19 protein-coding genes and 2 tRNA genes are annotated in these 19,496 nt (G+C 69.7%); 17 read left to right on the top strand and 4 right to left on the bottom strand.

The features are described from left to right. The first annotated feature begins 153 nt into the window (after positions 1-153). From ACTMVF_RS08280 to ACTMVF_RS08270, 3 genes are read left to right on the top strand one after another with little or no spacing between them, the layout of a single operon-like run. Positions 154-1,200, top strand: coding sequence for a chorismate-binding protein (locus tag ACTMVF_RS08280; protein ID WP_441270292.1), 1,047 nt, complete (start codon positions 154-156; stop codon positions 1,198-1,200). Next, positions 1,197-2,018, top strand: a complete 822-nt coding sequence (locus ACTMVF_RS08275) for an aminotransferase class IV (protein WP_441270291.1) — start codon at positions 1,197-1,199, stop codon at positions 2,016-2,018. The genes ACTMVF_RS08280 and ACTMVF_RS08275 overlap by 4 nt, the downstream gene beginning before the upstream one ends. 51 nt (positions 2,019-2,069) lie before the next feature. Next, positions 2,070-2,897 (top strand): GNAT family N-acetyltransferase, encoded by an 828-nt coding sequence (locus tag ACTMVF_RS08270; protein WP_441270290.1) that lies wholly within the window; start codon positions 2,070-2,072, stop codon positions 2,895-2,897. Between the two features lie 3 nt (positions 2,898-2,900). Here the strand turns inward: ACTMVF_RS08270 and ACTMVF_RS08265 are convergent, their stop codons facing one another. Continuing rightward, on the bottom strand, positions 2,901-3,422 hold the full coding sequence (locus ACTMVF_RS08265) for a DsbA family protein (RefSeq protein WP_441270289.1): 522 nt from the start codon (positions 3,420-3,422) through the stop codon (positions 2,901-2,903). Positions 3,423-3,648: 226 nt separating this feature from the next. Between ACTMVF_RS08265 and ACTMVF_RS08260 the strand changes: the two genes are divergently transcribed. After that, positions 3,649-4,092: a hypothetical protein gene (locus tag ACTMVF_RS08260; RefSeq protein WP_441270288.1), complete on the top strand. Its 444-nt coding sequence runs from the start codon at positions 3,649-3,651 to the stop codon at positions 4,090-4,092. A 154-nt stretch (positions 4,093-4,246) separates the two neighbouring features. After that, positions 4,247-4,399: a hypothetical protein gene (locus tag ACTMVF_RS08255; RefSeq protein WP_004002639.1), complete on the top strand. Its 153-nt coding sequence runs from the start codon at positions 4,247-4,249 to the stop codon at positions 4,397-4,399. An 83-nt stretch (positions 4,400-4,482) separates the two neighbouring features. On the opposite strand, the gene ACTMVF_RS08250 is transcribed toward ACTMVF_RS08255, so the two are convergent. Continuing rightward, on the bottom strand, positions 4,483-5,043 hold the full coding sequence (locus ACTMVF_RS08250) for a CGNR zinc finger domain-containing protein (protein ID WP_441270287.1): 561 nt from the start codon (positions 5,041-5,043) through the stop codon (positions 4,483-4,485). Positions 5,044-5,354: 311 nt separating this feature from the next. Beyond that, a complete protein-coding gene (locus ACTMVF_RS08245) occupies positions 5,355-5,768 on the bottom strand; it encodes an SsgA family sporulation/cell division regulator (RefSeq protein WP_004002642.1) in 414 nt (137 codons plus the stop codon). 191 nt (positions 5,769-5,959) lie between these two features. Between ACTMVF_RS08245 and ACTMVF_RS08240 the strand changes: the two genes are divergently transcribed. The 9 genes from ACTMVF_RS08240 (at position 5,960) to ACTMVF_RS08200 (ending at position 14,487) form a co-directional block, all read left to right on the top strand. Continuing rightward, positions 5,960-6,418, top strand: coding sequence for a TIGR02611 family protein (locus ACTMVF_RS08240; RefSeq protein ID WP_441270286.1), 459 nt, complete (start codon positions 5,960-5,962; stop codon positions 6,416-6,418). Positions 6,419-6,506: 88 nt separating this feature from the next. Further along, a tRNA-Val gene (locus ACTMVF_RS08235) sits at positions 6,507-6,578 on the top strand. A 509-nt stretch (positions 6,579-7,087) separates the two neighbouring features. Continuing rightward, on the top strand, positions 7,088-8,374 hold the full coding sequence (locus ACTMVF_RS08230; RefSeq protein WP_441270285.1) for an ABC transporter substrate-binding protein: 1,287 nt from the start codon (positions 7,088-7,090) through the stop codon (positions 8,372-8,374). Between the two features lie 14 nt (positions 8,375-8,388). Next, the gene (locus tag ACTMVF_RS08225) at positions 8,389-9,345 is read left to right on the top strand and encodes a carbohydrate ABC transporter permease (protein WP_441270284.1); all 957 of its coding nucleotides are present in this window, start codon (positions 8,389-8,391) and stop codon (positions 9,343-9,345) included. Then, positions 9,342-10,214 (top strand): carbohydrate ABC transporter permease, encoded by an 873-nt coding sequence (locus ACTMVF_RS08220; protein WP_441270283.1) that lies wholly within the window; start codon positions 9,342-9,344, stop codon positions 10,212-10,214. The genes ACTMVF_RS08225 and ACTMVF_RS08220 overlap by 4 nt, the downstream gene beginning before the upstream one ends. A gap of 19 nt (positions 10,215-10,233) precedes the next feature. After that, positions 10,234-10,833 (top strand): hypothetical protein, encoded by a 600-nt coding sequence (locus tag ACTMVF_RS08215; protein WP_441270282.1) that lies wholly within the window; start codon positions 10,234-10,236, stop codon positions 10,831-10,833. 132 nt (positions 10,834-10,965) lie between these two features. Continuing rightward, the gene (locus tag ACTMVF_RS08210) at positions 10,966-13,704 is read left to right on the top strand and encodes an exo-rhamnogalacturonan lyase family protein (RefSeq protein ID WP_441270281.1); all 2,739 of its coding nucleotides are present in this window, start codon (positions 10,966-10,968) and stop codon (positions 13,702-13,704) included. Between the two features lie 153 nt (positions 13,705-13,857). Then, positions 13,858-14,376, top strand: coding sequence for an SRPBCC family protein (locus tag ACTMVF_RS08205; RefSeq protein ID WP_441270280.1), 519 nt, complete (start codon positions 13,858-13,860; stop codon positions 14,374-14,376). A 39-nt stretch (positions 14,377-14,415) separates the two neighbouring features. Then, positions 14,416-14,487 (top strand) — tRNA-Val (locus ACTMVF_RS08200). 59 nt (positions 14,488-14,546) lie between these two features. Here the strand turns inward: ACTMVF_RS08200 and ACTMVF_RS08195 are convergent. Continuing rightward, the gene (locus tag ACTMVF_RS08195; RefSeq protein WP_441270279.1) at positions 14,547-15,275 is read right to left on the bottom strand and encodes a 3'-5' exonuclease; all 729 of its coding nucleotides are present in this window, start codon (positions 15,273-15,275) and stop codon (positions 14,547-14,549) included. Positions 15,276-15,442: 167 nt separating this feature from the next. Between ACTMVF_RS08195 and ACTMVF_RS08190 the strand changes: the two genes are divergently transcribed. From ACTMVF_RS08190 to thrS, 3 genes are all read left to right on the top strand, one after another. Then, positions 15,443-16,009, top strand: coding sequence for a DUF4365 domain-containing protein (locus ACTMVF_RS08190; protein ID WP_302002099.1), 567 nt, complete (start codon positions 15,443-15,445; stop codon positions 16,007-16,009). Next, entirely contained in the window at positions 16,006-17,235 is a 1,230-nt protein-coding gene (locus ACTMVF_RS08185) for a hypothetical protein (protein ID WP_441270278.1), read from the top strand. Before ACTMVF_RS08190 ends, ACTMVF_RS08185 begins: the two co-directional genes overlap by 4 nt. Positions 17,236-17,512: 277 nt before the next feature. Further along, on the top strand, positions 17,513-19,489 hold the full coding sequence (gene thrS, locus ACTMVF_RS08180; protein WP_441270277.1) for a threonine--tRNA ligase: 1,977 nt from the start codon (positions 17,513-17,515) through the stop codon (positions 19,487-19,489). Positions 19,490-19,496 lie beyond the last annotated feature (7 nt).

The raw sequence follows: 19,496 nt of genomic DNA, 5'->3' as shown, positions 1-19,496 counted from the left end.
CCCGGCGACGTGTTGAACTCTAGCGGATTCCCCGGCCAGCACAAAAACACGTTTGTGCAGCGTGCTGCGCTGCACCTGCTCAGGGGCCTGGGGAGGTCCCCCGAAGGGACATGGCCAGGTCACCCGCAGGTCACCCGCCATAGACTCGACTGCGTGCTCGACCTCCCTCCTCTCGCCCGCTTCGGCGACCGCGTCGCCACCGGCCTCCTCGATCTCACCAGCGACCCGGCGGCTCTGGACTCCCGTGGTTTCTGGGCCGTCTGCGCCGACTTCGAGGGCGGTCTGACCTGCGCCCGCTTCCGGGACGTACGAGAGGAGCCCGTGCCCGCCCCGGTGCCGGGGCAGTGGCGGGGCCCCGCGGTCGGCGACTGGACGTCTTCCCTTGATCGCGCCGAGTACACGGCGGGCGTACGGCGGATACGCGAGTACATCGCGGCCGGCGAGGTCTACCAGGCGAACCTCTGCCGCGTCCTGAGCGCGCCGATCGGCCGGGACGCCGACGTGGACGCCCTCACCGCCCTGCTCGCCCGCGGCAACCCGGCGCCGTACGCAGGAACGATCCGGCTGCCGGAGCACGGGGTGGAGATCGCCACCGCGTCGCCCGAGCTGTTCCTGCGCCGGGAGGGGCGGATCGTGGAGTCCGGGCCGATCAAGGGCACCGGGCGCACCGAGGCGGACCTTCTGGAGAAGGACTACGCCGAGAACGTGATGATCGTCGACCTCGTGCGCAACGACATCGGCCGCGTGTGCGGTACCGGGACAGTGACCGTCCCCGACCTGTGCGCCGTCGAGAAGCACCCTGGGCTCGTCCATCTGGTCTCCACTGTGCGGGGTGAGCTGCGCGCCGGTACCGGCTGGCCCGAGCTGCTCGACGCCGCCTTCCCGCCCGGGTCGGTCACCGGTGCGCCCAAGTCGAGTGCGCTGCGGATCATCGACGCGTTGGAGACGGCGCCCCGCGGGCCGTACTGCGGCGGCATCGGCTGGGTCGACGCCGACCGGGGTGTGGGCGAGCTGGCCGTCGGGATACGTACCTTCTGGATCGACCGGGCCGCGGGGGCGCTGCGGTTCGGGACCGGTGCCGGGATCACCTGGGGGTCGGACCCGGAAGGCGAGTGGCGGGAGACCGAGCTGAAGGCGGCCCGGCTGCTCGCGGTAGCGTCGGGAGTGTACGAGGTGAGTGGAGAGGGACTGCGATCGTGAGGATCTGGCTCGACGGCGGGCTGCAGGACATCGAGTCCGCCCGTGTCTCCGTCTTCGACCACGGGCTGACCGTGGGCGACGGCATCTTCGAGACGGTGAAGGCGGTGGACGGCCGTCCGTTCGCGCTGACCCGGCATCTCGACCGGCTGACGCGCTCGGCGCGCGGTCTCGGCCTGCCCGAGCCCGACCACGACGAGGTCCGCCGCGCCTGCGCCGCCGTCCTCGAGGCCAACCCGATGCCGCTCGGCCGGCTGCGCATCACCTACACCGGCGGTCACGGGCCCCTCGGCTCCGACCGGGGCGAGCACGGCCCGACCCTCGTCGTCGCCCTCGGCGAGACCACCCGGCGCCCCGACTCCACGTCGGTCATCACCGTCCCCTGGACGCGCAACGAACGCGGCGCGCTCACCGGCCTGAAGACGACCTCGTACGCCGAGAACGTCGTCGCCCTCGCCCGCGCCCACCAACACGGCGCCTCCGAGGCCCTGTTCGGCAACACGGTCGGGCAACTCTGCGAGGGCACCGGGTCGAACGTCTTCGTCGTGCTGGACGGCGAGATCCACACCCCGCCGCTCGCCTCGGGCTGCCTCGCGGGCATCACGCGCGCGTTGGCGGTCGAGTGGACCGGCGCCAAGGAGACCGACCTGCCGCTGGAGGTGCTGGAGCAGGCCGAGGAGGTCTTCCTCACCTCCACCCTGCGGGACGTGCAGGCCGTACACAGGGTCGACGAGCGCGAACTGCCCGGCTCGGCGGGGCCGGTGACCGCCAAGGCCATGCGGATCTTCCAGGAGCGGTCCGGGGACGACCTGGATCCGTGAGAGCGAAGAAATGGGCTGCCGCGGGTCGGCATGGCGGGTAGAACACTCCTGATGACCACGACCCTGCGGCCGACCGAGCCGCTTCAGCGCGCCGCCGACGGGACGCAGTCACGCCGCTACCAGGTGTGCGTGAACAGCCGTCCCGTGGGCGGGATCCGCCTCTCCACCGGCCCTGACGGCCCGTCCGTGGCCTGCGTCACCGACCTGTACATCGAGGAGCCCGATCGCCGGCGGGGGCGGGGCACGGTGGCGGTGCTCGCCGCCGAGGAGATCGCGCGGAGCTGGGGTTGCAGGACCATCGACGCCCGCGTGCCCGGCAACGCCGACGCCGAAGCCGTGCTGAGGCTCGCCACGGCTCTCGGGTACGTGCTGCGGAGCCGGCACATGGCCAAGCCGCTGGACGCAATCCCGCCCGAGCTGCCCGTCGGCACCACGGCCCGCCCCTTGACCGAGGCCGAGTACGGTCCCTGGCTGGCGCACTCGCGCGAGGGCTTCGCCCGCGACCTGATCGAACGGGGCGTGTCCGCCGACGAGGCGTACACCAGGGCGGACCAGGGGAACGCCAAGTATCTGCCGGACGGCCTGGCCACGGAGAACACGCTGATCAGCGTGCTGGAGCACGAGGGGACGCCGGTCGGCACGCTCTGGCTGGGGCTGTGGCCGGAGACGGCCTACGTGCTCGACGTCGAAGCGGACGCCCGGTACCGCGGCCGTGGCCACGGACGGGCACTCATGCTGCTGGCCGAGGCCCAGGCGCTCGCCGGCGGCAAGGACCGCATCGCCCTGCACGTCTTCGCGGACAATGCCCCGGCCGAGCAGCTCTACGAGTCACTCGGCTACGTGACCACCCACTACAACCTGCACAAGCAACTGCTCTGAGGGTCAGGCACCGTCGGCCAGCAGCCGGTCCGCGATCTCCTCGATGCGCTCGCGCAGCCCCTCCTGGCTCTTGCCGCCGTCGAGTCGCTCACCGCCGATCACATACGTCGGGGTACCGGTCACGCCGATCGCCTTGCCCTCGGCCTGGTCGGCGTCGACGATCAGGATGTGCCGGCCGTCGATCAGCGCCGTATCGAATTCCTCGGCGTCCAGGCCGAGTTCCCCGGCCACCTCGACCAGGAAGGGTTCTCCCTTACGGTCCAGCTCCTCGACCCGGGCCAGGACGGTCTCCACGTACGTCCACCCCTGCCCCTGCTCCGCGGCCTCCTCGGCGGCCTGCGCGGCGGCGAAGGCGTGCTTGTGCTTCTCCAGCGGGAAGTGCCGCAGCCGCAGCTCCAGCCGGTCGCCGTAGCGGGCGCGCAGGACGCGGAGATCATCGAGGGCGCCGCGGCAGTCGGGGCACTGCAGCTCGCACCAGACGTCGAGAACGGGGGCGGCGGGGCGGTCGGGGGAGGAGTCGCTCATGGCCCCAGTCTCCCAGCACCGGCCCGGACGACCCAATCCGACCTGGTGTTTCCCCGGCCGCCGGCCCTGGCCGTACGACGGTGACCGGCACCTGCGGACGAGGCGACCCGGAGATGTCCCTGATGTCCCGCCCAGGCATGGCCGCGCGGGGTTGCCACGGTGCAGGATGGAAGGGGCGAAGTGCCCTGACCCGACCAGACCCGCCCCAGCCTGCCCGGAGGACCGGATGATTGCCGAGACCGTCTGTTCAGCCGCCGCCGTGGCCGGCCTCGGCATCGCGGCGGTCACGGCGTACCGCAAGCGCTTCCTCGCGGCCGCCCGTATGGCCGCGTACTCCCTGGTGCCCCTCGGTCTGGTGATGACCGGGGTCGTCGACTGGCTGGCGGACACCGCGTTCAGCCCGACCGCGTGGGCGGGCTTCGGAGTCCTCGGTCTGTCCTGGCTGCTGTTCGCGAGCACGCGCGCGGTGGAGCGCCGCCGAGGCGGCACCCGCAAGGAGCGCAGGCAGGCGCGTGCCGCGGGACGGGGCGAGGCGGTGGCCCCGACGGCCTCGGCGCCCTCGCTGGGACCGGGCTCCCGTCAGGCGAACCGGCCCGCGACCGCACCGCGAGCCGATGCCGGCGACGACTTCAGCGACATCGAGGCCATCCTCAAGAAGCACGGCATATGACGCCCGCACCCCGGACTGAAACGACACAGGGGGTCGCCGCCCGGCCGTAAGCGATCAAGACTCGAACCGGACATCACGGAATCCAGCGAACTCCCGCTCATTCCGGGCGTGTTGATCGCGCGGCGAGGGGCAACTGCGCCATCATCGCCGCGAGATGCTGGACACGACACAGAGCGAGGCCGCGCCACCTCAGGACGAGCCTCGCGGGTGCCTCTTCGCCCTTTCCCAGCCACCGCTGATGATCTTCCTTGCGGTGATCGGGTGTCTGCTGCTCATGGCTGCGCTGCACGATCTGCTGCTGCTCTGAGCCGTACCCGCGGCCCCCGGCGCCACCCGCCGGGGCCCGCGTCCACGCACCGGTCGTGTCGGTCCCTGGGCAAGCGCCGCCGCTCAGCCGGCCGCTTCCTTGCGTCGTGCTCGGTAGGCGGCCACATGCAGACGGTTTCCGCAGGTACGGCTGTCGCAGTACCGCCGCGAACGGTTGCGGGAAAGATCCACGAAGGCGTGCCGGCAGTCCGGCGCCTCACAGCGTCGCAGGCGCTCCTGCTCCCCGGCCACCACGAAGAACGCCAGTGCCATGCCGCAGTCGGCCGCCAGATGGTCGGCGATGGAGGCGCCGGGGGCGAAGTAGTGCACATGCCAGTCGTAGCCGTCGTGGTCCGTGAGGCGGGGCGTGGTGCCCGCGGCGGCGACCAGCTCGTTGATCAGGCCGGCCGCTTTCCGGGTGTCCGGCTCGGCGAAGATCGCGGCGAACCGCCCGCGTACCTTGCGCACCGCCGAGAGATCGAACTCCGAGAGGACCCCGACATCGCTGATTTCGTGCTTTCGTACGAAATCCCCGAGAGCCGTGACGTCCGGCAGCCCGTCCGGAGTCCCGTCGTCATCCGGTGCGGTGTTCACCAGATCCACCACGGCATCGAGTGCACACCGGGTGTCATGGGTGATCAGCACGTTTCGCTCCCTGGCCTGGGGGGTCGGGCGGGGTGCCCGCCGATGCTGGCCGATGGTAGTGGCTCACAGAGCCGTCACACCGGTCGCGCTCGCACGCGGCTTCGAATACAACGCCGCAACGGTGCCGACGGTTCCCGACGAGCCGGTCCCACCCGAGCCGAGCCTGGCCCGGCCGGTCCCCATCCGGCGCAAGGCATGCCAACGCCGCCCTCGCGGAGCGAAGACGGCGCTGCTGTGTGCCGTATGCGGTTGTCTTGGCCCGAGCCGTCTCCCCGAGTCGACGGCGCCGGGCGGCCTTGTGGGGCCTCGCCCTAGCTTTCCGCCAGGATGTGCGAGAGCTCCTGATCCAGATCGAAATGCCGATGCTCCGTGCCGGGGGGCACGGCGGCGTCGGTGCGCTTCAGGAAGGACTCCAGAGCCCGTGCCGGGGCCTCGAGCAGTGCCTCGCCCTCCGGAGAGCTCAGGGCGATGCAGACGACGCCCTGGCCGTGACTGCGCGACGGCCAGACGCGGACGTCGCCGGTTCCGGTGGGCCGGTGGAGGCCCTCCGCAAGAAGGTCGCGGGCGAACACCCACTCGACGGTTTCCTCGGCTCCGGTGTGGAAGGTGGCGTGCACGGCGTAGGGGTCGGCCGTGTCGTACCGCAGGCCTGCGGGGACAGGCAGGGAGGACTCGCTCGACACAACGAGGCGCAGGTGCAGCTCGCAGCTGACCGTGGTGTTCATAAGCGCCAGGGCCTTTCGCTCAGTGTGCGCTCGGGGATTCGCACGTCGGCGAAATCGACATGCCACCTACGGTGCCGTTGTAAACCCCTCTGAGTGTTTTGCGTGGGTTTACGTAACTCTTCCGGCCGAGGACCCGTTCGCGAGATACGACCATTCCGGTGACGGGTTTCCGTCCGGTAGGGTTTGGCCGTATGAATACGGGGAGTAACGAGTCGGGCGGGGTGGCCGTGACGACCGACGAGATCGAAGTGGACGGTGTGAAAGGCGACAGCGAGCAGGGGCTCGGCTCAAGAGCGCCGGAGTTCATCAAGGCGCGCCGTGCGCTGCACCTGAGCTGGCAGGTGGGCGTCTTCATCATCGGCCTGGCGGTCGTGGTCGCCGGCATCATCATGCTGCCGTTGCCCGGCCCCGGCTGGGTCGTGATCTTCGGCGGCATGGCGATCTGGGCGACCGAGTTCGTCTGGGCCCAGCTGGTGCTGCGCTGGACCAAGCGCAAGGTCACCGAGGCGGCCCAGAAGGCCCTCGATCCGAAGGTGCGCCGCCGCAACATCATCCTGACGTCGATCGGTCTCGTGATCATCGCCGTGCTCGTCGGCTTCTACGTGTGGAAGTTCGGCGTCGTCATGCCCTGGAAGATCAAGGACCAGTGATCCGCGACGGGGGTGCGGGCGTCGGCCGGTGCGGGTCCGCGCTGGTCACACGCACCCCCTGACATGGGGTAATGTTCTTCCTGCGTCCGGGCGATTAGCTCAGTGGGAGAGCGCTTCGTTCACACCGAAGAGGTCACTGGTTCGAACCCAGTATCGCCCACCCGGATCCGGCGGCCCGCCTGCGATTGTGCAGGCGGGCCGCCGTTGTTTCTGCGTATGACGGCCCGCGCGAGCGAGCCCTCCGGCGGTGCGGGAAGGTGCTCCCGTGCGTCGGGGGAAAGCCTGCCCGGCGTGCGGCCGCAGGAGGGTGCCCACTCGTCTTGCCGCGCCTCGTGGCTGACGCCTCGTAAGGTCCCGTGCCCCGCCCCGGGTCGAGCGAAGGCGACGCCTCGTCAGCTCACCGGCGACCGGACGACTTTCAGCCGACCGGCACCGGCATACGGAAGCCAACTTCCCGTTCGATCCACCGACCGCGCGCCTCTCACCTGCGGCATCGCACCGCCGATCCGACCGGCCCGCCCTCACGAGCCGTCAACTCACCGAGCAAACCCACAAGAAATTCCTGTCCGAATCATTGACGTGCTCCTAGGCCCTCCGTAACTTGTGCCAGCAAGCGCTTACTTGAAACGATTCATGCAGGCGGTAGTGACGCTGTGGGGAGGCTCGACGATGAGAACCAGCAGGAATGTTGAGAGGCGTACGATCCTGAAGGTGGCCGGGGCCTCGGCAGCCACGCTCGGGCTCGCTGCGACGACCGGATGCGGCGGCGACAGTGGTTCCGGAGACGGGACCGTGACACTTCGTTACGCGTGGTGGGGTGGCGAGCCGCGCACCATTGCCATCAAGAAGACGATCGCGCTCTTCGAGAAGAAGTACCCGAAGATCAAGATCAAGCCTGAATTCACGGATTATGAGGCGTTCTGGGAGAAGTTCCAGACCCAGGCCTCCGGCGGAAACCCGCCGGACGTTTTCCAGAATGCGGTCGGCTTCCTGCGCAAGTACGACAAGCGCGGCGTTCTGATGGATCTCAAGTCGCAGGCGGACGCGGGGAATCTCAGCCTGGACAACTTCCGCAACGGCGTTCTGGCGAACGGTCAGGTCGACGGCAAGCAGATCGGCATACCCGTCGGCGCCAACACCATGGCGCTCGTCATCGACCTCAAGGCCTTCGAGAAGGCCGGCGTCGAGGCGAAGTTCGGCTGGACCTGGGACGAGTACTTCGACGCGCTCCAGACCATCCAGGACAAGCTGAAGATCGCCGGTGACACCGGCTACTGCAGCATCATGTACCTCTACGACCTGTACCTCCGTCAGAACGGCAAGGCCTTCTTCACCGACACCGGTCTCGGCTTCACCGAGGACGATCTGACGCAGTGGTGGGAGGACGGCTACAAGCGCGTGCGGTCCGGGCTCGTCGCCGACCCGAAGAAGGTCGAGCAGGTCAAGCCCAAGTCCGCGCTCTCGGCGGGCCTCGCCGCGTCCGAGTTCACCTGGGACAACTTCTCCATCCGCTACGAGGGCGAGGGCGAGTCGGACTACGGGCTCGCGCCGATCCCCACCACGGACGGCAAGCAGACCGGCCAGTACCTCGGCTCGCTGATGCTCAGCGCCTTCTCCGGGACCAAGCACCCCAAGGAGGTCGCGCAGTTCATCGACTTCATGGTCCACGACCCCGAGGTCGGCAAGATCATGGGCTACGACCGCGGCATCCTCGCCACGACCGAGCAGTACGACGCGTTCACGCCCACCGACGACAACAACAAGGGCGTCAAGGCGTACGAGGAAGAGGTCGCCAAGGCCGGAGTGCTCGGGAAGATCACCCCGCACCCGTCCGGCGCCGACGTCATCGAGGCGGCGTTCCTGCGCATCGGCGGCGAGGTCACCCAGGGCAAGGCCAAGCCCGCCGACGCCGCCAAGACGCTGTTCAGCGAGGCCAAGGCCGCGTTCGCGGGCTGAGGGGACGTACCACCATGACGCTCGTCAAGGAAGCGCCCGTGCGCCCGGCCGGGAAGCGGTCCGCCGCTCCCGCCGCCGGGCGGCGCGGGCGGCGCCGCGAGAACCTCGCCGGCTATCTCTTCATGTCGCCGTGGATCGCGGGGTTCCTGCTGCTCACGGCGGGGCCGATGATCGCGTCGCTGTACTACGCGTTCACCCGCTACAACCTGTTCACGCCGCCCGAGTGGGTGGGGTTCGACAACTTCACGACGATGTTCCAGGACCCGCGCTGGCAGAAGTCGGTGGAGGTCACGCTCAAGTACGTCGTCGTGGCCACTCCGCTGAAGCTGCTGCTCGCGCTCGGCGTCGCGCTGCTGCTCGCACAGAAGCGGCGCGGGCAGGGTGTGTACCGGGCCGCGTTCTACATGCCCTCGCTCATCGGTGCCAGCGTCTCCGTGGGCTTCGTGTGGCGGGCGCTGTTCTCGGACGACGCGATCGTGGACCGTGGGCAGAAGATCTTCGGTCTTGACGTGGGGGGCTGGATCGGCAACCCGGACTACGTCCTCTACTCCCTGGTGGCCCTGAGCATCTGGCAGTTCGGCGCGCCGATGGTCATCTTCCTGGCCGGCCTCAAGCAGGTCCCGCGGGAGCTGTACGAGGCCGCCGAGGTGGACGGGGCCGGCCCGCTCCGGCGGTTCTGGAACATCACGCTGCCGATGATCTCCCCGGTGCTCTTCTTCAACGTGCTGCTGGAGTCCATCCACGCGTTCCAGGTGTTCGGCTCCGCCTATGTCGTCTCCGACACCCGGTGCGGGCCCGCCGACGCGACGCTCGTCTACACCTGTTACCTCTACCAGAAGGGCTTCAAGGAGGCCCAGATGGGCTTCGCCTCCGCGATGGCCTGGACGCTGGTGATCGCGGTGGCGCTCGTCACGGCGGTCCTGTTCTGGTCGCAGAAGAAGTGGGTGCACTACGAGGAGGCCGCCAAGTGACCAGCGCCACCACCCCTGTCGTACACACCGCGAGCGAGCGCCGGCGCACCGGATCGATCGCCTGGCACCTGGGCGCGCTCGCCGTCCTCGCGGTCGTCCTGTACCCCGTGGTCTGGGTTGTCGGCGCCTCGTTCAAGCCGAGCAAGGACATCATCGCCAGCCTCGACCTGCTGCCCACCGAGCCGGTCTGGGCGAACTTCTCCGGGCTCGCCGACGGCATCTCCGGCATCTCCATCAGCAGCTTCTTCATGAACTCGCTGATGTACGCGGTCCTCGCCGTGGCCGGTGTCGTGGTGTCCAGCTCGCTGACCGCCTACGCCTTCGCCAAGATCCGGTTCGCCGGACGGAACCTGCTGTTCACGCTGATGATCGGCACGCTGCTGCTGCCGTACCACGTGCTGCTCATCCCGCAGTACGTGCTTTTCCGCAACCTCGAGCTCACCGACACCCTGGTGCCGCTCGTGGCGGGCAAGTTCCTGGCCACGGAGGCGTTCTTCGTCTTCCTGATGGTGCAGTTCATGCGTGGGCTGCCGCGCGAGCTGGACGAGGCCGCCAAGCTCGACGGCTGCGGGCACCTGAGGACCTACTGGTCCATCGTGCTGCCCCTGACCCGTCCCGCCCTCATCACCAGCGCCATCTTCACCTTCATCAACGCCTGGAACGACTTCATGGGGCCGTTGATCTACCTCAACACCCCCGAGAAGTACACCGTTTCGCTGGGCCTGATGATGTTCCGCGACCAGGAGGGCATCTCCAACTACGGCAGCATGATCGCGATGTCGTTGGTGGCGCTGATCCCGGTCATCGCCTTCTTCATGGCCTTCCAGCGCTACCTCATCGACGGCATGGCGACGTCCGGACTGAAGTGAGAGGACTGAGGCGGTCACCATGGCGCAAGCACGAGTGAAGGCCCGCTCCTCACGCAGGGAGTCCGTGTTCGGCGAGCGCTTCTCGGTCTTCGCCGAGTCCCTGCTCACCGGCGTGTGGATCGCCGTGGCCTGCCTCGGGGTCGTCACGTACCCGGCGGCCTTCGCCGCCGGCGCGCGGCATCTGCGGCGGCGTACCCGTCATGAGGCCGGCGGCTGGCGGGAGTTCGTCGCGGACTTCCGGGTGGCCCTGCGCGGCGGGTGGGCCGTCGGGCTCGCCGGCTGGGCGACCGCCGCGGCGGTCTGGGTGGACGTCCTGGCCGCGCGGGCCGGGATTCCCGGCGGGCCGTTCGTCGGGGCGGTAGGAATCTTCGCGCTGATCGGGCTGGTCGTGGCCCTGCTGCGGGCGGCGGCCGTCTGGACGCCGGGCGCCTCCTGGCGGGCGCTGCTGGCGGGGGCCGGGCGCCGGACCGTGCTCGATCCCGCCGGGTCCTTTCTGCTCGTCGGCGGGCTGGGCGTCGTAGCCCTGTCCGCCGCGTTCATCGCACCGCTGGCGGTCCCCGTCCTGGGGGCCGTCGCGGCGGCCGCCGTCGCCGTGGAGGAGCGGTACCGGCACCGCTGAGAGGCGGTGTCCTCGCACGTAGGCGGCACCGCGGAGGGCGGTGCCCGCACACAAGGTCGGTGCCCCGGGCGCCGTACCTCTCTCTGTCATGCCCCCGTCCACCCCCTCGCATCCCGCACGGAAGGAAAGGCCATGTCCCCCATCCCCCGCAGGTCCATCCTCAAGGCGGCCGCCGTCGCCGGCGCCGCCGCGCAGTTCAGCTGGGCACTGGGAGCCAAGGACGCGCAGGCCGCGCCGAGAGCCGCCGACGCCGATGCCGACCCCGTGACCCTCGACTGGCTGGAGGACGGCGGCCTGGGTGCCGCGCCCGGCTCCACCGTGGGTGTGCCGTGGCCGAAGGGCACGTACCAGGAGGACCAGACGTTCGCGGTGACGGACGCGGACGGCAAGTCCGTGCCCGTGCAGTCCTGGCCGATCGCCTACTGGCCGGACGGTTCCCTCAAGTGGACGGCCCACGCGGTGAGTTCGGGCACCGGCAAGCTCACGCTCGCCGCCGGCGAGGCCGCCGTACCGGAGAAGAAGGTCACCGTCGACAAGAGCGGCGGCACCATCGACATCTCGACCGGCGTCATCACCGCGAAGATCGGCAAGTCCGGCGCCACGCTGATCAAGTCGGTCACCCGGGGCTCCACCGAGATCGCCAAGAACGGCCGGCTCGTGCTGATCCGCCAGCCCGAGATCGAGGACGAGGACCAGGGCGCGGTCAAGACCGAACGCTTCGAGGGCGCCATCTCCGACGTCACCGTCGAGCAGGAGGGCCCGGTCCGCGCGGTCGTCAAGATCGACGGCAAGCACCGCAAGGGCAGCCGCAGCTGGCTCCCCTTCTCCATCCGGCTCTACTTCTACGCGGGCGCCGACTCCTTCCGCATGGTGCACACCATCACGTACGACGGCACCCAGGAGCCGGGCAAGGCCGGCGGCGACTTCATCCGCGGCATCGGCGTGCGCTTCACCGTGCCGATGCGCGACGAGTCCTACGACCGCCACATCCGCATCGGCGGCGAGGGCACCGGCATGCTCCGCGAGGCCGTCAAGGGCATCACCGGACTGCGCCGCGACCCGGGGGCGGCCGTACAGGCGGCGCAGTTCGCGGGGCAGAAGCTGCCCGACCCGTCCACCTGGGACCAGCGCGTGACGACCCGGTTGCAGTACATCCCCGAGTGGGGCGACTACACCCTCTCCCAGCTGTCCGCCGACGGCTTCACCCTGCGCAAGCGGACCAAGAAGGGCTACGGCTGGATCGGCGCCGGTGGCGGCAAGCGGGCGTCCGGCTTCGGGTACGTGGGCGGCGTCAGCGGCGGATTCTCCTTCGGGCTACGGGACTTCTGGGAGAAGTTCCCCGCCCAACTCGACATCCGCGACGCCCACACCGACCAGGCCCAGGTCACCATGTGGCTCTGGTCGCCCGAGGCACAGCCCATGGACCTGCGCTTCTACCACGACGGCATGGGCCAGGACACCTACCCCGAGCAGCTCGAAGGCCTCAACATCACCTACGAGGACTACGAGCCCGAGTTCGGCACCCCGTACGGCATCGCCCGCACCTCCGAACTCCTCTTCTGGGCCAACGAATCGACCCCGAGCGCGACGCAACTCGCCCAACAGGTCGATGCCGTACGGGTGTTGCCCCAGCTCGCCGCCCCGCCCAAGCAGCTCATCAAGGCCCAGGTCTTCGGGCCGGGCCTGTACTCCGAGCCGGACCGCTCCACGCCCGCCAAGGCCAAGATCGAGGACCACCTCGACTTCCTCTTCACCTACTACAAGGACCAGGTGGAGATGCGCCGTTGGTACGGCTTCTGGGACTACGGCGACATCATGCACACCTACGACACCGTCAGGCACCAGTGGCGGTACGACATCGGCGGCTACGCCTGGGACAACTCCGAGCTCTCGCCGGACCTGTGGCTGTGGTTCGCGTATCTGCGCTCCGGCCGTGCGGACATCTTCCGGTTCGCGGAGGCGATGACCCGGCACACCGGTGAGGTCGACGTCTACCACCTCGGGCAATGGGCCGGCCTCGGCACCCGGCACGGCGTGCAGCACTACGCCGACAGCGCCAAGCAGCAGCGCATCGCCAACACGACGTATCGCCGCTACTACTACTTCCTCACGGCCGACGAGCGGGTCGGCGACCTCATGCACGCCAACGTCGACTCCGACGAGACCTTCCTCGTCCTCGACCCGATCCGCAAGATCCGCACCGAGCCGTACACGCCCGACCGGCACGCGCTGTCGATCGGCTTCGGCACGGACTGGAGCGGGCTGGTGTCGGCGTGGCTGACGGAGTGGGAGCGCAAGGGGCCCAAGTGGGAGAAGGCCAAGGCGCGCGTCCTGTCGACCATGGAGACGATCGCCGCCCAGCCCAACGGCTTCGTGCAGGGCACCGGGCTCTACGACCTCGACACGGGCAGGTTCGCCATCGCCGACAAGCCGGTGGTCGGCGTCTCGCACCTGTCCGCCGTGTTCGGCCTCAACGAGCTGTGCGCCGAGCTCATCGACCTCGTCGACATGCCGAAGTTCAACGAGGCGTACTTCGACTACTGCCGCTACTTCAACGCCACGAAGGCGGAGCAGGCGGCACGCTACGGCTCCAACTTCGGCACACTGCTCCTCTTCCAGGGCCACTCGCGCCTCGACGCGTACGCCGCCGTCCAGACCGGCGACGCGAAGCTCGCCACGCGCGCGTGGCAGAAGTTCTACAACTCCGACGGCTACAAGGAGTCGGCGCCCTGGAAGACGGAGAAACTGAGCGGCCCGGACGCGCTGGTCCCGGGCAGTGAAGCGGCATGGGTGTCGACCAACGACACCGCGCTGTACGGCCTCGCCGCCATCGAGAACCTGGCGCTGCTGGGCGACAAGATGCCGTCCTAGCGGGCCGGTTGGGGCAGGAGGAGCGCCGCCGCACGGGCGGCGGCGCTCACCTGTCCGGGAGTGTGGTACACGTCACACCGTAGGGCATGAGTACGCGTACTCAGAACGTACTCAGATGCGGTGGAACCTCCCGGACGGGGGCAGACTCGGCCCATGGACTGGAGCCACTACCGCTTCCGCAGCCTGTGGGCCCTGCCCGCACCGCCCGCCACCGTCTACGGCCTGCTGGAACAGGCCGAGGACTACCCCCGCTGGTGGCCCCAGGTGCGCGCGGTGACCAAGGTCAGTGACTCCACCGGCGTGATGACCATCCGATCCGTCCTGCCGTACGACATGGTCTTCACCGCGCGCGAGGTGCGGCGGGACCCGGAGGCGGGGGTGCTGGAGATCGCCATGTCCGGCGACCTCGACGGTTGGGCCCGCTGGACCGTCGCGTCGGGCGGCAGCGGGACCATCGCCCGCTACGACCAGGTGGTCGATGTGAACAAGCCGCTGCTGCGGCGGTTCGCCGTGCCGGGGCGGCCGGTCTTCCGCGCCAACCACTGGCTGATGATGCGGGCCGGGCGGCGAGGGCTGGTGGCGCACTTGGCCGGTGACCACCAAGGCGGTCGTGCACGTGGTCATGCACGTGGTCATGAAGGTGGTCATGACGGCGGTCCTCAAGCGGTTTGAAGGAAGCGCGCGGGGACCTGTATTGTTCAGTCCGTTCCCGGGCGATTAGCTCAGTGGGAGAGCGCTTCGTTCACACCGAAGAGGTCACTGGTTCGAACCCAGTATCGCCCACCGGGAAAGGCCGGTCCGCAGCAGCGGACCGGCTTTTTTGTGCGCCTCGCCTCGCGTATCTAGGCGGCTGCCGCCGGCAGGTCCGGCCGCAGTGGCCACGCCGGGTCCACCGCCTCCTCGCTGCCGCTGCGCGCGAACCACGCCTGCAACCCGCGGGCCTGTGCCGCGTGCCACACCGCCTGCAGCGTGTGCAGCTCGGCGGGGGACAGCCGCTCGAGCCGGGCCGCGAAGCGGCGCCCCACCGCCCGGACCACCTCCAGCGAGGCCAGCGCGTCGGCCGCCGCGTCGTGCGCGCCGTCCAGCGTGACGCCGTAGTGCGCGCACAGGTCGGTCAGGGTGCGGCGACCCTTGCGATAACGGTCCAGATGCTTGTCCAGGACGCGCGGATCGACCACCAAAAGGGGCGTCGCCTCGAACCAGCGGTCCAGCGACGAGGCGCGATGGCGGCGCAACTCGCGGTCCAGCAGCGTCAGATCGAACGGCGCGTTCATCACCACGAGCGGCCGGGCCGCCGTGGCCTGTCCGGCCAGTTCCTCGGCTATCTCATGCATCACCGGCGCCGGCCAGCGGCCGTTGCGCTGGAGATGTTCCTCCGTCAGTCCGTGCACCGCCGTCGCCGCCTCCGGCACCGGCACGCCCGGGTTCACCAGCCACCGGGTCACCCGCGGCCGGGTGCCCGGGGCGTCCTGGACGACGACGGCCGCCGAAACGATCCGGTCGGTCTCGACGTCCACGCCTGTCGTCTCCGTGTCGAATGCCGCCAGCGGGCCTTCATACCAGCACGCCATATCCACACAACCCCTCGTTCACCCACGGCAGCTGACGCACCGTCTTCTGCCCGTTTGGTGATACCCGGGCCGTTTGCGCCGTACGCCGGAAGGACACAACAGGAGTGCGGGTCCTTGCAGTTCAACGGCCCGCACGGGGATTCACCTGGCGTGGAAGGCTGTTGGTCATGGCGATTGCGCAGCCCGAGCGGGGCGGGCTGCTGCCCGAACGAACGGGCCCCCATCGCGGTTCACTCGCCACCACCGCCTGCATGGAGACACTGCAGGTGGGCTATCTGCACGCCGTCGCGGCGGCTGCCGGGTGCTCCCTGTCGCAGCCGTTTCCGGACAACGGCATCGACTGGCACGTCAGCCACAGCGCGCCCGGCCACACGGTCGACGACGAGGTCACCATAAAGGTGCAGCTCAAGGCCACCTACCAGATCGCGCCGAACCCGCCCGGCCGGTTCTTCTCCTTCACGCTCGACAACGACCACCTGGCGAAGCTCGCCCGCACGCCGGTCTCCGTGCACAAGATCCTCGTGGTGATGCTCGTCCCGCGGACCCAGGACGACTGGCTGCGCGCCAGCCACGACCGGCTCGACCTGCGGCACTGCTGCTACTGGGTCAACCTGGCCGGCCACGCGATCACCGGCAGGCGGAGGACCAGCGTACGGATACCGACCTCACGCATCTTCGACGACCGGGCCCTCTGCGAGATCATGACGCGGGTCGGGACGGGAGGCAGACCATGACGCACCGCCCCCTGGAGGAACCGGTACGGCCGGCCAGGCCGCACCCGGTCGAAGCGTCCTGGGACCGTCCCCCCGAGCCCGGCGAGGTCGACCCCGCCGTGCTCAGCGCCCTGCTGCACCGGCACGGCTGGCAGCGGCGCGGGGGAGCGGCCGGGCGCTACGGCCGCTGGACCCCGCCCGGACCCGGCGGCAACGGCACGAGCCTGCTCGTCCCCGAGTCCCGTGCCTTTCCCGACAGCGACGACCTGCTCGGGGAGGCGCTCGTCGCCCTCTCCCGCAGCGGCATGCCCTCCGCGCGCGAGGTGCTGATCGGGCTCGCGGTGCCCAGCGACGAGATCCGGTGGTGGCGGGACGCGCCGAGCGGACCGGCCGGGGCCGCGCCCTGGACCGTCGAGGAGGAACTGCGCACCGCCGCCCGCCAGATGCTCCTCGCCGCGGCGCTCGCCACACGCGCGCGTGCCGGCTACTACGGCGCCCGGCACCGCCGCTCGGCCGCCGCGATGCTGGAGAGCGTCCTCGTCGGCTCCGCGCCCGGCGGCCGCGGGCTCACCGCCTTCGTGCCCGTCGGCACGGCCCGCCCGCTCGCCGTACGCCTCCACCAGGCCCTGTACGCCGCCCGCGAGGCCATCGACTACCAGCGGGCCACCGGCGGCATGGACGCCTTCGACGGTGCCGTCGAGGCAGGCGTCAGCCGCGAGCTCACCGAGGCCCTGATCGCCCTGGTCCGAGGTACGGAGGGCGCACGCATCGCCGTCGAGTGGTCACCCGCGGCCGGGGTGCCCGAGGACTGCGCGGCCGGCGTCGAGCCCGTCGAGTTCTCGCCGGGCGACCTGCCCGCGCTGCGCGAGGCCGGGGCCCGCTATCTGCGCGAGGAGCCGTCCGTGCCGGTGCGGATCACCGGTGCCGTCGTACGCATGCGCAGGTCGGGGCCCCGCGGGGAGGGCACCGTACGGCTGCGTGTCCTCGCCGGCGCCGAGATTCCGCACGTCCGGCTGACGCTGGACGAGGAGGCGTACCGCATCGCCGGGCACGCCCACCTCGTCGGGCTGCCGGTACGAGTGCACGGACGGCTGGAGAGCCGAGGTGGCTTCCGGAAGGTCACCGGGGCCTCCGGGGTCGTACCGGTGCAGGTGGACGAGGCTGAGCGGGACAGGCTGATGAAGTCGCTCCAGGAGGATCTGGACTTCTTCGAAGAGGCTTGCGGCGGGGAGGATGGCGGGGACTGAGGGGGGGGCGGTTGCAGGGCGAGGCCTTGCAGCTGGGGTGCCGAATGCTTGGCTCGGTCGCCTACGGGGCGCCTTGCGCGGCTGTATCAATGTGCGGCTCGGCCGCGTGGGCGCGACCAGCCACGACGCAGCCGCAGACGACCGCCGACCCATCACGGCCCTCCCAGCGGAGCGCTCACGTGACCGTTTCGCGGTCGGCCGTCCCGGGTCGGTACGATCGCGTAATGCGCGCGCTCCTGGTATGGCGCCGCACCCCACCTTCAGTCAGGAGAGACCGGTGTCAGACGTCCGTGTGATCATCCAACGCGATTCCGAGCGGGAAGAGCGCGTGGTGACAACGGGCACTACGGCCGCCGACCTCTTCGCCGGCGAGCGCTCGATCATCGCCGCGCGCGTGGGCGGCGAGCTCAAGGACCTGTCGTACGTGCTCTCCGACGGCGAGGAGGTCGAGGGCGTCGAGATCTCCTCCGAGGACGGTCTCAACATCCTGCGCCACTCCACCGCGCACGTGATGGCCCAGGCCGTGCAGGAGCTCTTCCCCGAGGCCAAGCTGGGCATCGGCCCGCCCGTCAAGGACGGCTTCTACTACGACTTCGACGTCGAGAAGCCGTTCACGCCCGAGGATCTCAAGGCCATCGAGAAGAAGATGCAGGAGATCCAGAAGCGGGGGCAGAAGTTCGCCCGCCGTGTCGTGACCGACGACGCCGCCCGCGAGGAGCTCGCCGCCGAGCCCTACAAGCTGGAGCTGATCGGCCTCAAGGGCTCCGCCTCGTCCGACGACGGCGCGGACGTCGAGGTCGGCGCCGGTGAGCTGACGATCTACGACAACCTGGACGCCAAGACGGGCGAGCTGTGCTGGAAGGACCTCTGCCGCGGTCCCCACCTGCCCACCACGCGCAACATCCCGGCGTTCAAGCTGATGCGCAACGCGGCCGCCTACTGGCGCGGCAGCGAGAAGAACCCGATGCTTCAGCGCATCTACGGCACCGCCTGGCCGTCGAAGGACGAGCTGAAGGCGCACCTCGACTTCCTCGCCGAGGCCGAGAAGCGCGACCACCGCAAGCTGGGCAACGAGCTCGACCTCTTCTCCATCCCGGAGCAGATCGGCTCCGGCCTCGCCGTCTTCCACCCCAAGGGCGGCATCGTCCGCCGGGTCATGGAGGACTACTCGCGCCGCCGCCACGAGGAAGAGGGCTACGAGTTCGTCTACACCCCGCACGCCACGAAGGGGAAGCTCTTCGAGACGTCGGGCCACCTGGACTGGTACGCCGAGGGCATGTACCCGCCCATGCAGCTCGACGAGGGCGTGGACTACTACCTCAAGCCCATGAACTGCCCGATGCACAACCTGATCTTCGACGCGCGCGGCCGTTCATACCGTGAACTGCCGCTGCGCCTCTTCGAGTTCGGGACCGTGTACCGGTACGAGAAGTCGGGCGTCGTGCACGGCCTCACGCGCGCGCGTGGCTTCACCCAGGACGACGCGCACATCTACTGCACGCGCGAGCAGATGTCGGACGAGCTCGACCGGACGCTCACCTTCGTCCTCGGCCTGCTCCGCGACTACGGCCTGACCGACTTCTATCTGGAGTTGTCCACCAAGGACCCGGAGAAGTTCGTCGGCTCGGACGAGGTCTGGGAGGAGGCCACGGAGACCCTCCGCCAGGTCGCCGAGAAGCAGGGCCTGCCGCTGGTCCCGGACCCGGGCGGCGCCGCCTTCTACGGCCCGAAGATCTCCGTCCAGGCCAAGGACGCCATCGGCCGGACCTGGCAGATGTCGACCATCCAGCTCGACTTCAACCTGCCGGAGCGCTTCGACCTCGAGTACACCTCCGCGGACGGCTCCAAGCAGCGCCCGGTCATGATCCACCGTGCCCTGTTCGGATCGATCGAGCGGTTCTTCGCGGTGCTCCTGGAGCACTACGCGGGCGCCTTCCCGGCCTGGCTGGCCCCGGTCCAGGCGATCGGCATCCCGATCGGCGACGGGCACGTGGACTACCTGGAGAAGTTCGCCGCGGCCGCCAAGAAGAAGGGTCTGCGCGTCGAGGTCGACTCCTCCTCCGACCGCATGCAGAAGAAGATCCGCAACGCCCAGAAGCAGAAGGTGCCCTTCATGGTCATCGCGGGCGACGAGGACATGGCCAACAACGCCGTCTCCTTCCGCTACCGCGACGGCTCGCAGGAGAACGGCATCCCCTTCGACGAGGCCATCGCGAAGATCGCGACGGTGGTCGAGGAGCGGGCGCAGGTCTGACGCTCGT

Source organism: Streptomyces sp. SD31 (assembly GCF_052068475.1).
Classification (GTDB): Bacteria; Actinomycetota; Actinomycetes; order Streptomycetales; family Streptomycetaceae; genus Streptomyces.
The sequence above is the reverse complement of the archived record's forward strand: the minus strand, read 5'-3'. Positions and strand labels throughout refer to the sequence as shown.